Annotated in this window: 13 protein-coding genes and 2 pseudogenes; 5 read left to right on the top strand and 10 right to left on the bottom strand. The window is 44.2% G+C overall.

What is annotated here, in order from left to right; all coding sequences use genetic code 11:
- Positions 1-6: 6 nt before the first annotated feature.
- From ACYVSB_RS09900 to ACYVSB_RS09885, 4 genes are all read right to left on the bottom strand, one after another.
- On the bottom strand, positions 7-777 hold the full coding sequence (locus ACYVSB_RS09900) for a tyrosine-protein phosphatase (RefSeq protein ID WP_461219251.1): 771 nt from the start codon (positions 775-777) through the stop codon (positions 7-9).
- A complete protein-coding gene (locus ACYVSB_RS09895; RefSeq protein WP_461219250.1) occupies positions 774-1,505 on the bottom strand; it encodes a CpsD/CapB family tyrosine-protein kinase in 732 nt (243 codons plus the stop codon). Before ACYVSB_RS09895 ends, ACYVSB_RS09900 begins: the two co-directional genes overlap by 4 nt.
- The gene (locus tag ACYVSB_RS09890; protein ID WP_461219249.1) at positions 1,505-2,317 is read right to left on the bottom strand and encodes a YveK family protein; all 813 of its coding nucleotides are present in this window, start codon (positions 2,315-2,317) and stop codon (positions 1,505-1,507) included. The genes ACYVSB_RS09895 and ACYVSB_RS09890 overlap by 1 nt, the downstream gene beginning before the upstream one ends.
- 399 nt (positions 2,318-2,716) lie before the next feature.
- Positions 2,717-3,847, bottom strand: a complete 1,131-nt coding sequence (locus ACYVSB_RS09885) for a serine hydrolase domain-containing protein (RefSeq protein ID WP_461219248.1) — start codon at positions 3,845-3,847, stop codon at positions 2,717-2,719.
- A gap of 395 nt (positions 3,848-4,242) precedes the next feature.
- Between ACYVSB_RS09885 and ACYVSB_RS09880 the strand changes: the two are divergent.
- The 5 genes and pseudogenes from ACYVSB_RS09880 to ACYVSB_RS09860 form a co-directional block, all read left to right on the top strand.
- Positions 4,243-4,626: pseudogene (locus ACYVSB_RS09880) on the top strand (IS30 family transposase); the annotation flags it as partial.
- A gap of 663 nt (positions 4,627-5,289) precedes the next feature.
- Positions 5,290-5,682, top strand: coding sequence for a sigma factor-like helix-turn-helix DNA-binding protein (locus tag ACYVSB_RS09875; protein WP_100070901.1), 393 nt, complete (start codon positions 5,290-5,292; stop codon positions 5,680-5,682).
- Positions 5,683-5,762: 80 nt separating this feature from the next.
- Entirely contained in the window at positions 5,763-5,960 is a 198-nt protein-coding gene (locus ACYVSB_RS09870) for a helix-turn-helix domain-containing protein (RefSeq protein ID WP_100070900.1), read from the top strand.
- A gap of 512 nt (positions 5,961-6,472) precedes the next feature.
- Positions 6,473-6,700, top strand: coding sequence for a helix-turn-helix domain-containing protein (locus ACYVSB_RS09865; protein ID WP_100070899.1), 228 nt, complete (start codon positions 6,473-6,475; stop codon positions 6,698-6,700).
- Positions 6,701-6,765: 65 nt separating this feature from the next.
- The gene (locus tag ACYVSB_RS09860) at positions 6,766-8,010 is read left to right on the top strand and encodes a site-specific integrase (RefSeq protein WP_100070898.1); all 1,245 of its coding nucleotides are present in this window, start codon (positions 6,766-6,768) and stop codon (positions 8,008-8,010) included.
- 130 nt (positions 8,011-8,140) lie between these two features.
- On the opposite strand, the gene rpsI is transcribed toward ACYVSB_RS09860, so the two are convergent.
- From rpsI to ACYVSB_RS09830, 6 genes and pseudogenes are all read right to left on the bottom strand, one after another.
- Positions 8,141-8,536: a 30S ribosomal protein S9 gene (gene rpsI / locus ACYVSB_RS09855; RefSeq protein WP_125600212.1), complete on the bottom strand. Its 396-nt coding sequence runs from the start codon at positions 8,534-8,536 to the stop codon at positions 8,141-8,143.
- Between the two features lie 14 nt (positions 8,537-8,550).
- Positions 8,551-8,994, bottom strand: a complete 444-nt coding sequence (rplM, locus tag ACYVSB_RS09850; RefSeq protein WP_125600209.1) for a 50S ribosomal protein L13 — start codon at positions 8,992-8,994, stop codon at positions 8,551-8,553.
- A gap of 374 nt (positions 8,995-9,368) precedes the next feature.
- Positions 9,369-10,109, bottom strand: a pseudogene (gene truA / locus ACYVSB_RS09845) (tRNA pseudouridine(38-40) synthase TruA); the annotation flags it as partial.
- A 199-nt stretch (positions 10,110-10,308) separates the two neighbouring features.
- The gene (locus ACYVSB_RS09840; protein WP_461219247.1) at positions 10,309-11,109 is read right to left on the bottom strand and encodes an energy-coupling factor transporter transmembrane component T family protein; all 801 of its coding nucleotides are present in this window, start codon (positions 11,107-11,109) and stop codon (positions 10,309-10,311) included.
- Positions 11,102-11,971: an energy-coupling factor ABC transporter ATP-binding protein gene (locus tag ACYVSB_RS09835; RefSeq protein WP_125600199.1), complete on the bottom strand. Its 870-nt coding sequence runs from the start codon at positions 11,969-11,971 to the stop codon at positions 11,102-11,104. The genes ACYVSB_RS09840 and ACYVSB_RS09835 overlap by 8 nt, the downstream gene beginning before the upstream one ends.
- Positions 11,947-12,783, bottom strand: a complete 837-nt coding sequence (locus tag ACYVSB_RS09830) for an energy-coupling factor ABC transporter ATP-binding protein (protein ID WP_125600196.1) — start codon at positions 12,781-12,783, stop codon at positions 11,947-11,949. The genes ACYVSB_RS09835 and ACYVSB_RS09830 overlap by 25 nt, the downstream gene beginning before the upstream one ends.
- Positions 12,784-12,925: the final 142 nt, after the last annotated feature.

Here is a 12,925-nt window from a genome sequence, read left to right as displayed (position 1 = left end):
CAACTATTATCTAAACAACCAAAATTTTTTCTTCTCTTTAATATGGTGGTACTCACTTGGCTCTAAGTCGTCGCCATTAATGATCTTTTTAGCGTTATCTTGCATCCAAGTGACCATTTCCGTCCCATTATGCTTTTCCAGCTTAGCGAACGCCTTCTGCATGCGGAAATTTCTGCCTCTCAGGTTATGCGCGTCAGAGGCGAAAACAAAGCCTAAGCCGGCATCAATGATCCGTTGCGTAAAGTCAGCCACTTCATCACCGAACACGCCTAAGTAGCTACTAGCGGTGATTTGCGTCAAGCAGCCACTAGCCACGAAATCATAGAGCAACTCGTGCTTCTTTTGAATACCATGATTCCGCTCTGGATGAACAATTACTGGTGTAATTCCTGCCGCTTGTAGTTCAAAAATCATTTGACTCGTGTATTCCGGTACTTCACCGTGTGGAAGCTCCAACATCAAGTAGCGATTAGTTTCATCGGCAAACAACACGTCATCATTTTTAATGGCTTGCATTAAGTCGCCAGTGATGTGTACTTCTTGCCCTGGGAAGACAACTAAATCGATTTTAGCTTCATCCAGCGCTGCTTGAAATTCTGCAGTCCGCTGAATCACGTCAGCCTTATGATTGGTATATTTGCCGTCCATGTGGTGTGGCGTCACCAAAATATGGCTGATGCCATTATCGACAGCCACTCGGGCCATCGCTAAGGCATCAGCCATGGTATGCGCCCCATCATCACATCCCGGTAAGATATGACAATGTAGATCGATCATTTCTTATCGTCCGTTCCGTAATAGCCACCATAGTAGCCGCCAGAAGCTGCATCTGTCACGCGGTTAAGTACGGCACCGATCAGGTTAGCGTTCACCTTTTTGAGTAAGTCGCGCGCCCGTAAAACAGCCCCTTTAAGAGCGATACCTTGGGGAACCACCAAGATCACGCCGTCAACCTTACTTGCTAGAATTTGTGCATCGGTGACCTTATTAACTGGTGACACGTCCAGAATAATAATATCAAATTGTTCTTTTAAGACTTTCAGTAATTGATCCATTTTCGAGGAGTTAAGTAATTCAGACGGATTCGGTGGCACCGGACCGCTTGGTAAAACGTACAAATTCGGCACTTCAGTCTCATGAATACTTTCACTTAAATTCGCCTGTTTTGCCGTTAAAATCGTGGTTAATCCTTGACTATTAGAGACGCGAAAAGAGCGCGAAACCGTTGGCCGGCGTAGATCACTATCGATCAACAGGACTTTATTCCCTTGATCCGCCCAAGTTACGGCTACGTTAGAACTAATCGTTGACTTACCTTCTGAAGGATCAGCGGACGTAAAGAGCAGCGTTTTCAGTTGCCGATCTGCAGAAGAGAACTGAATATTAGTCCGAATTGTCCGGAACTGCTCGGCAATCGATGAAGTTGGCTTAGTGACGGTGATCAAACCGATCCCGTTTTTCATACTGCTCGAATCCAACTGCTTTTTCTTTTTAAATAAAGCCATTAGTTCACCCTCCGTCGTAATTCTGCACTACGCGGCGGCAACTCATCGGTTGTTTCCGCAACCCGCGTATGATGTCCGTGTTGACCGTGTTGTTGTCCAGCAAAGGCTCGCTTCTTAATATCTTTGTCTGAAATTTCCGAAACGATCCCTAAGCTGGTCAAACCTGCTTCAGCCAAAAAGGCTTCATCCTTAACCGTTTTATCCAACGCTTCATTTAAGAAGGCCAAGCCAATTCCGGCTAACAAGCCGAGCACGAACCCAATGGCAATATTTAATGGTAACCGCGGTGAAACTGGTGATTCATTGACCGCTGCCTTGGAGACGATCGAAACGTTATTAACACTCATGATCGATTTGATCTTATTACGGAAAGTCTGTGCCGTGACGTTAGCAATTTTAGCCGCTTCTTGGGGATCGGTCGTTTTAACGTCGACTGAGAACACCTGTGAATTTTGTTGACTACTGATCGAAATTTCATCAGTTAATTTACTAACCGTTTGGCCATTGCCCACCTTTTTAGCAACATCCTTTAAGATCGTTGGACTAGTGATGATATCCTTATAAGTATTAATCATTTGAACATCAGCTTGAGTTTGTTGTAAAGCCGCCGTTTGTTCACTTGCATCTAATTTACGATTAACCAATAATTGTGTTGTCGATTGGTATTTAGGTGTCATCACGAAGAACGTCACGACGAACGCCAATAACGTTACGATGATCGTTGATCCGATAATGATCTTTAAATGTTTGCGCAACGTCAACAGAATATCTTCAATACTCAGGGTTGCCTCTGAATGGCTCGTTTCGTTCATTTAAAAAGCTCCTCCTATTACACACTCTTAAGGTGAATCCATTAGTTAAATCTACTAATAAATTTTAGATGTTACAGTTGGTGACCATCCCTGTGGCTAAAAAGTCCCACAAGAAATATGACCAGATCATACATAGATGACGGGATAATTTATGCAGAGCATAAATTTGAATTTTTGATTTGTTTCGGCTACCTACCGAACAAGTTTCTTTTTGTTTTATATTTTCTAATAAGCACTATCATTGATTAAACTTATTGTTTAATTCACTGTCATTATAGTTTGTTTACATAACAGTTTCATGACAAACACGTAACAAAACGAACATTAATTACCATGTGACATATTATGTCGCGTTATTCCCGGACAATCGTTCGTAAATAGTGCCTTTTGTGCGATTAATTAGTCGTTTTTTTGCACCAGTTTCAAAATAGCTTTCGCCGTATCACTTAAGCTGCCATCTTTTTGATAATTGCTCAGTAATACGACACCAGTTTTACCATCCTCGGTAAAGGCTAGCGCATTGTGGTAACCAGCAAAGTCAGCCCGACTGACTAACCGGCTGCCATCAATAGTCAACCGTCCAGTATAGGCAGTCCCCTCTTTGGCGATGGCCCCTTGATGCATGTACTTTTCACCGACAAAACTACTACTGGTGATGTAATGAGTCAACTGTGCCATATCGCTAGCTGTGGTATAGAGCTGTTTTGAACCTAACTGATCATTCATCGTTTGGAAAAGCGTGTCTTGCGTGACCGCTGAAGCACTGTCACTAGCCTTATCATAAGTGAATGATGGGGCTAACTTAGATTGTACCGCGGCGCTGGTAACAAAGCCTGTATGTTTGACCCCAGCTGGTTGCAAAAGCGTGTCCTTAATGAATTTCTGGTAGGATACACCAGAGGCTTGCGCAATGATGCCAGAAAGTAACGCATAATTGACTGTCTGGAAGTTATACTGACCTGTTGTGGTCACAGTGGCATTCGCTAAATTCCACGCAATCACATCTTTATTTAACTCACTGGCCGGTAAAACATCCAACGTTAAACCAGAAGTCATTTCTAAAAGGCTGCCTACCGTCACACTAGTATCGGCATTATCTAATAGATAGTACTTGCTGATCGGCGTATTAAGATCCAACTTACCATCCTTGACTAACTGCATCACGGCCGCCGCCGTCAGCGTATTTTGCAATGCCCCGATCTGATACTCCGTCGTCGCTGTTTTGACATTCTTTTGTGGATCTTGTCCGTATGGTTGTTGGTAGATCAACTTGCCATCTTGAATCACCGCTACATTACCGACGAACTGGAGCTGTTTCAATTGCGCTTTCAGCTTTGTTTCATCAATGGTAGAACTTGCAGTCTTATCCGTTGTTGCCACTGGCGTTGTTTTCTCCGTCTTATCAGTCAACTTGTGAAAATAAATGTGAGCTAGACTGTTTTTTTGATAAATTGCTGCCACAGCCCCACCACCAACGATTATCAACAAAACCAGTAAGACTGCCACGATTCGTCCTGCTTTATGTCTCATGCGTACCTCCACCATTACCGCAATCTCCACAATATTTTCATGAAAATATGCATTATCTATCACATTATAACATAATGGTATATACCCAACAACTTGAATTCAACCCTTGTCATAAAGTTGTAACAATTGATGTCAACAAAAATGGTCAAGTTTTTACAGTTCTTTTTTCACTTCTATATAATAGCAATATTCTTTACCGAACATCGTCATTTATTCGTATCAGCTATATATCAACCAATTCTTATTAGATAATTCATTAAGTTATAATATCAACTTAAAAATATTAAAACTAATTAGGTAGATTGTAAAATTAATCCGAACGCTGTTCGGACAAAAAAGATCAGCTTCCTTTAAAATGGTGTTTACCACAAACCCATCTTTTAGGAGCTGATCTTTTGTCTAGTATAACCTATTCCGAACGAATTAAAATCGAAACCTTTTGTGAACTAGGGCTGTCCAATATCCAAATGGGCGTTCGGCTGAACCGATCACCGTCAACAATTTCTTATGAATTATCTCGATGTCAACCTTATCAGGCTGAATTAGCACAAACAGATGCCGAATACAAGCGATCACGATGTGGTCGGAAAACTAAGCTGAGCGATGAGTTAAAGCAAAAAATTCTCAACCATTTACGTCTAAGCTGGTCACCAGGAATGATTGCTCACGAATTTAAACTAGCGACTAAATCTATTTATAATTGGCTAAATCAGGGGAGAATTGGTTTCTCCTTGAATGATCTACCTGAACATGGCGTACGCCAACGGCGTAACGTTGACCTTTTATCACTGGTTGCACTAATGAATAATAGGTTACTTGATTCACCATGCAATTTAATAATTTACGATACTGGATTGTTATCTACACTTAGTAACTGAGCATCATCTTTCCATCACGACGAACACAATGGCCTGACTGGCATATTTTTATCAGCAACGCATTTAGTTCACGGTATGTTGGAAATGGTTTAGTGTCTTCTTCAAGGGACCCTTTAACCAAAAATGTTGACACCATTACTTGATATTTGTTAATTGTGACTGCTAGACTAGTAGATGGGGACTTTTGCTTTTTGTCGTCTTAGCATGTCACCGGTCTAACTAGTGAAGCTCATCACTTTTCAGTTACTTCGGCACTGATAGTCTCATCTGATACGATTGTCTTTACAATTAAAAATAATCGCGATTTCACCAAATAATTGACCGCCGTACCGATCGGTAGTGCTGTAAAACTAGAGGGACCTTTCAGGCGTTTTGCACCAACTAATTGAAACTACACAATGTTAAACACTACAACATTTTAAATAACACTAACGTATTAAATAATAATTAGTACAGATACCTTCTACTGTCGTCTAAAAAAATCAAAATTTAATGCAATATTCTTTAAATCGGTTTCACTTTGAAAAAATTATATGTATTTGTTTGGTAAAAGGAGGATTTGTTATGTCTGATCAAGATGTCAAACAAGCATTTTCACATTATGCCAAGCTGTCACTCGTGAACAAAACTCGCTCAATCTACACTCAGGAACAACATCAGGTTCCTAAAGTACCATTAAACGAGGAAACAGTGGAGTACCCGATCAATGAAGGCCCACCAACTATTAAATTAATAACAGCGGAACAAGCTATTCACCTTGAGGAATACCTCATTAACGAACGGTTGATCATTGCAATAGCCAGATTAACCGATGCTCAAAAGAAATTACTTTATTACAAATACGTTGAACAACTTTCAGATAAGGCAATTGGTCAGATTCTTCATGTCAGCAGTCAAGCGATTTCCAAACAGCATCGCAAGGTGTTGAGCAAAATCGGCTCAACATTCTTCGACTAGTTTAACCATAAAAATTCGGTCTCCCCCAACACTTCTAAGAATTAGACGACCCAAATCTAACTCTAGGAGAGCGAATTGCAATGAATTATACCGAAACGATTTACGCAGCCCAGCATGGCGACCCACTTGCTATGGCTCAGCTGATAAAAGAATTTCAGCCATTAATTATTAGCATCACTTGTCGGGGGCATTCAGTTTTTGATGAGGATCGTTATCAGATATTAACTGAACAATTTATTCGAACAACCTACAAGTTTAATTTGGAACGTTATTTGTAGTTAGACGAGAAGCAGATTAATCTTTTTTGATTAATTTGCTTTTTTGGTTTCATTTCTCATCCTTTATTTGTATGTATATAGTGAACAGGAAATATTACCTGTGAGCCCTTTGACAACTGAATATTGCTACCCTAACTTTCTTACTTTACTTGAACTGTTGATCTGTGGACGCCATGACCAGAACTGCGAGCGCCACCCACACTTCAACTACGATTTTTAACTAACAATCGTACAAATTAAGTAGATAATGATACTTCCGCGAGGCTCCCACGTAAGCAGGAGAGGTGCAATTCCTATGTCCGTTAGTGACGGAACTGGGTAGCAAGGTCTGACAGCACCATTAAACTGTTGCACTATTTTTTGAAAGGAAGTGAAATCAACACCCGACTTTTTTAATTCTCCCCCATTAGTCATTCATACCTGATTGGAGATGATACACTATCGCTACTTCAGAATTCACGATCACAATCAGTGATCAACAACAAGATAAACTACGTGCCGAAATCTATCAAATGATCATGGGTGAAGTCAAGCGAGTAAGGACTGATGCCGCCATTGGTACCCGCTATCTTAAGAAAAAGGATCTTTGTAATTACTTGCAAATTGCCAACAATACTTTAGATAGCTGGATTGCTCAGGGCCTACCATCGATCACAATTGGTGGTTGCATTCGCTTTGATCGCTCATCTGTTGATGATTGGTTAATAACTAGAGCTGACGAAATGAAGCATATGAGTTAAAATAACTTTGAAGCCTTACGTTCGCTCTGAAAAATTTCAATTAATTTTTTTGGAGGAATGTAGTTATGACTATTAGTAAAACAAAATCTGGAAGTTATCTTGTAGAAGTGCAATACCCGAAAAAGCTTAGACCATTTTTCGACAACAAACGCCGCTACAAGAAAACACTGCCAAGTCTCAAGACAGCTAAGATTCAAGAAGCTAATGTGTTGATGCAAATTGAACAGGTACGAAAGGATGATAGCCCGCGTTCATTGGAAACTAAAGGAGAAATGTTATTTAGTGATTTTTACCACAACGTCTTCATGGATATTTATGTTAAGGGTGCGACTGGACGGACACGCGTTGTCCCTACAACTGAGACAATCGATTATCAAAAATCAATTTTTAGACTTCATATTCTACCGATGTTTGGTAATTACTCATTGAATTATCTGAACAATCATAAGGAAATTGTCATCAATGAATTGACGATGAAATCTGCCACTTTTAGCAATATTCGCAATATCAAGAGTTACACACGCCAAGTGTTTGATCTCGCCGAAGCAATGGATTATATCGAATATAATCGCGTTGGTAAGGTTCTAAACATGGTTGCATCTCCTTACCATGACCAATTAAAAAAGCAGCGTCAAGCGAAAGGAGAAGCACTCACGGCGCAAAAGTTGCTCGACTGGCTCGAAGCGCTAGAGGAAGACTATCAAGCCGGTAAAATCACGTTGATGCAGCATTTACTCTTCTTGCTAACTTTACACGTTGGTGACCGTAAGAGTGAAACCTATGGCTTACAGTGGCGTCATATTGACTTGAAAACTAATTCCCTGTTCATCATTCAAAGTCTTTCTAAATCTAAGAAGCTCAAAGACACTAAGGGCCATAAGTTCACTCAGCTAACTATTCCAGAAGAACTAGTTAGTGAGATTGCAGAATGGAAGGCACAGCAAGCCGAAGAGTTAGCGCAAATTGGAATTGAGCAAACACCTGACCAATTTGTATTCACGTATACCGATTTTCGTGGTCACATGAATGTCCCCTTACATTCCGACTATTTGAATTATCGAATCAAGTCGATCCATCATCGTCATCCAGAATTGGCTAAATTACACCCACACAAGTTGCGTCACACTTTTGGTACACTTGCCCGTGAAGGTGGTGCTTCCCTCGAAGATATCTCCGAAGCACTCACTCATTCCGACGTAGCAACGACAAAAATTTACGTCAATACGCCGGATGTCATTTCCACTAAGGTGCACGAAATGTTCGTAAATCGATTAAAAAAAGAAAGTACAAAAAAACGCCAGATTATCTAATCTGACGTTCAACATTCTCATTGAGATAATATTTACCCCAAACCTTACCCCAAAGTTAAATTTTCTGAGCGAATTTTGCCAATTGGGGTAAAAGTTAAAACCGTAATCAGGCTTGTTATAACGTGCCGGATTAACGCTTTGAGAACTGACTAGCCTTACGAGCTTTCTTCAAACCTGGTTTCTTACGTTCCTTCATCCGAGGGTCACGAGTTAACATGCCGGCGCTCTTCAGAACGCTACGGAAGTCAGGGTCAACGTTTAACAAAGCACGAGCGATACCATGACGGATCGCGCCGGCTTGACCAGAGAAACCGCCGCCGTTAACGTTCACGTTAACGTCATAAGCGCCTTCTGTTTCAGTCAAAGCTAAAGGTTGTTTCATGTCTAAAATCAGACTTGCGAATGGCATGTAGTCATCAGCTGATTTCTTGTTGATCGTGATTTTGCCTGTTCCAGGAACGAGGAAAACACGCGCAACTGAATTTTTACGACGACCTGTGCCGATATAAGTTACTTGTTGTGCCACTATAATTTCCTCCCTTATTTAATGGTTGAAGCGTCTAAGATTTCTGGCTTCTGTGCTTGGTGTTCATGATCAGCACCAGCATAAACATGTAACTTACTGAACTGTTGGCGACCCAACGTGTTCTTAGGCAACATGCCTTTGATCGATAATTCAACTAAACGAACAGGATTGTTCGCCAGCAAATCACCAGCCGTCCGTGTCTTCAAACCACCGGGATGATCACTATGATGTTGATACAACTTGTCAGTTGCTTTCTTACCAGTTAATTTAAGTTTAGATGCATTGATGATGATTACATTGTCACCAGTATCGACGTTAGGTGTGAATTGTGGCTTGTTCTTGCCGCGCAAGATTGTCGCTGCTGCAACAGATAAACGACCTAATACAAGGTCTGTTGCATCGATCACATACCATTTACGTTCGATTTCGCCTGGTTTTGCCAAAGGTGTTGTACGCACGATAAATTCCTCCATAAATAATGTTTTGTTTGACACTCAATAAGATTTCCGGGGCCTATCGTGGGGCAAACAAATACCAACGACTAGTTTACCGAAAATAAGCCCTGAAGTCAATGAAAATCGGTGATTATCCCAAAGTTTTAACTATTTTTCTTTTCATGGCGGGACGTTACTTCCCCATAAAATAGTCGAAGCGCAAAATTAAGCGACGCTAGTCAGGGCTACTGTACTGAAGCGGGACCTGGCCGGGGTTGCGCCTAAAGCTTGTTCTCCTGATCTGGCTTCCGCCGCCATTCTGGCGAGAACCGCTTGGGTACCAGCGGTTTGACGATCTCGATCTGGCTAAGACTAGTGAGCTCCGCTTCATCGCCAGGATAGAAAACTTTTTCCAAGTAGAGTCCGCTTGCCGGCGCGGTGCCGCGAGCCGCTTGACGATCCCCGATTTGTAACAGCCGTTGAAAGTCATCCGGTGCCCGCCGGCCATTGCCGATCTCCAAAGCAGTCGCCACCAAGATCCGCACCATATTGTAGAGAAAACCATTGCCAATGAATTCAAAGGTCAGTTCGTGATCAGCCGGATTCTCAACAACTGTGGCGCGGTAAATCGTCCGCACTTTATTCTTGATGGCGCCACCGCTGGCTGCAAAACTGGTAAAATCGTGCTCGCCGAGCAAATCAGGTAGCGCTTGTTGGATCAACGACACCTCAAGCGGATAAGGATAGTGACCGGTATAAAAGCGCCGAAAGGGGTCAGTGAAGCGCCCGCGACTGACTTGATAACGGTAGCATTTGCCAATGGTATCGAATTGAGCGTGGAAATCCGGCGCGGCCAGCTGACTGGCCACCACTTCCATATCTAGAGGCAACAAACTGTTCAGCGCCAACCGCATATTGCGGGGCGGCAATTCCTTCGGATAATCGAAATTGATCACCTGACCATGGGCGTGAACGCCGGCATCGGTTCGGCCGGAACCTTGGACCTTCACAAACTGCCCTTTTGTCATTTTGGTCAGGGCCTGCTCCAGCGTGCCTTGAACGGTCCGCTGATGGGGTTGGCGCTGAAATCCCGCAAAATTCGTCCCGTCATAAGCGACGGTGACCCGATAACGTGGCATCCAAACGCCACCTCCTTTCTCTTGATGAGTGCGTCTGATAAGGACGACTGATGAATACGTCTGATGAGTTAGTCGATCAAAGCAAGCAGTGATTTTTCTCAAAAAAGTAGCGCCCGTTCGCTTGCTAAACGGGCGCCGCTGAGTTGCTGCCGGTTCGTTGCCCGGCTAACCGGCCAAACCGCGGCCGCCACTGCCAGGATCACAGGAAGCGCTCGAGGAGGATCAGCCCCACCGTCAGCACGCCAGAAGCCGCTAAGATCACGGTATCAGTTGGTCGCCACTGCAAAATCCGGTAACGACTCCGCCCTTCGCCATCGCGGTAACCGCGCGAAATCATCGCCGTGGTCAGATCCGAGGCAATATCAATACTGCTCATCATCAAGGGAATCAGTAATGGTAGCAAGGCCTTCGCCCGTTTGATCAACCCACCATTATTGAAATCAACGCCTCGGGCCCGCTGCGCATTCATGATTTTCGTGGTTTCGTCCATCAATTTAGGCACGAAGCGTAGCGCGATCGAAAGCATCAAAGCGACCTCATTGACCGGGAATTTGACCACTTTCAAGGGTTTCATTAAATACTCTAGTCCATCCGCAATCTCTAAAGGCTGTGTCGTCAAGGTCAATAACGTTGACATGAAAATAATCAACAGGAAGCGGACCGCAATGTAAGCGGCGTTGATCAGCCCTTCTTGACTGACCGACAAGATTCCCCACTGCCAATACACGTGCTGCCCGCTGGTGAAAAAGAGCTGTAGCCCCACCGTGAAGAGGATCAAGACCAGCATTGGTCGCAGCCCCCGCAGAAAGAAGCTCAAGGAGATTCCTGAGGCCCAGACGCTGGCGACCACCACAACGCCTAGCAACAGATAACTCGGCCAATGCTGGGCAATGAAGATCAAAATAATAAATAGAATATTGAGAATCAATTTAAGACGAGGATCCAAACGGTGAACAAAGGAATCCCCCGGGTAATAACGTCCCAGAATCAGTTTATCCATCCACAGGCACCTGCCTTAATTGTGGCGTCAATTGAGCCAATAATTCAGGAACCGTCAATGGCAAAGTCGTAAACTCAAAACCTTGTTGTTGCAGCCGCGCGACCAACTGACCCGTGCTGGGCAATTCCAGATTATGGGCCGCCAACCAGGTTGGATCCGCGAAGATCTCCCGGGGACTGCCCACTTTCAAAGGATGTCCTTGCTCCATGACCACCACCTGATCCGCGTAACGAACCACATCGTCCATTTGATGGGTCACCAAAATCACGGTCAACTGGCGTTCCTGCTGAATTCGCGCGAACAATTGCATCATCTCTTCCCGACCAACGGGATCAAGGCCGGCAGTAGGCTCATCCAAGACCAAGACTTCTGGTTCCATCGCCAAAACTCCAGCGATCGCCACCCGCCGCATTTGTCCGCCAGAAAGATCAAACGGCATTTTTGCTTCCAATTCAGGGCCGATCCCCACCAATCTTAAGGCCTGCTGGGCGATGGCAGTCGCTTCAGCGGGCGTTTTTCCGAAATTTTTCGGCGCGAAGGCCACATCTTTCAGGACAGTTTCTTCAAATAACTGACTTTCCGGGAATTGGAAAACCAGTCCCACCTGCCGCCGCAGGTCATGGAGCGCCTTGTTCTTGGTCAAGGGGGTAATCACCTGTTGACCAACGATCACCTGACCAGCCGTTGGGATCAGCAACCCATTGAGATGCTGCACCAGCGTAGACTTTCCACTTCCAGTTTGCCCAATGATCGCGTTATAGCTACCACTGGCAAAATGCAGATCAACATCCCGCAGACCGGGTGTCGCCAGTGGCGAGTTCGCCTGATAAGTATAACTTACTTGTTTAAATGTAATGTCCATAATTTGCTGACCAACTGCTCCTCACTTAAGTATTGATCTGGCAACGGCACGTGTTGCGCCACTAGACCGGTTCGCACTTGTTCGCTCAAGGGAACAGTCAAACCATGTTGACGCAGTAGCTCGCCTTCATTAAAAATTGCCGCTGGTGGTCCTTGTTGGATCAGACGACCATCATCCATTAAGATCACCTGATCAGCCAAAGCAGCCTCATCAATGTCATGCGTAATGGAAATAATCGTGAAGTTCCCGGCGGCCTGGAGTTGGGTCATCAAACTGACCACATCTTGCCGGCCTTGAGGATCCAACATACTCGTCGCTTCATCCAGAATGATCACCTCTGGTTGCTGCGCCAAAACGCCGGCTAAGGCCACCCGTTGCTTCTGTCCGCCAGAAAGACGCGCCGGTTCATGCGTCGCGTAATCACTCATCCGCACTTGCGCCAAGGCCGCCGCGACCCGGGGCACCATTTCCGCCCGCGGGACCCCATTGTTTTCCATCCCGAAAGCGACGTCATCGGCCACCGTTGCCCCAACAAATTGATTGTCCGGACTTTGGAAAACCACACCGATTTTCCGGCGGATCGACCAAACGGAATCCTCATCCAACAGGACCCCGTTGAAGTAAACCTGGCCCTGCTGCGGTTCGATCAGGCCATTCAATGTTTTTGCCAAGGTGCTCTTGCCACTACCGTTGTGACCAACGATCGCGATCCACTGACCAGCTGCGATCGTCAAAGAAACGTCATTCAACGCCGGGACGTCACTATTATTGTAAGTATAAGTCAAATGTTCCAAGCGAATCAGCGGTTCCACAGCCGCACCTCCAATTAATCATTGATAACATTCTACCATATTCCACCAATAGGCGTGGTCCTGAGCCGTCAAAAAATCACTCGATCGAAAAAATAACCGGCAAAATGAGGCAGAAACGTCAAATCATAAAACCAGCGCCGGT

The organism is Lapidilactobacillus salsurivasis, assembly GCF_054785215.1.
Note: the sequence above shows the minus strand (reverse complement) of the source record. Positions and strands in the feature narration are given on the sequence as shown.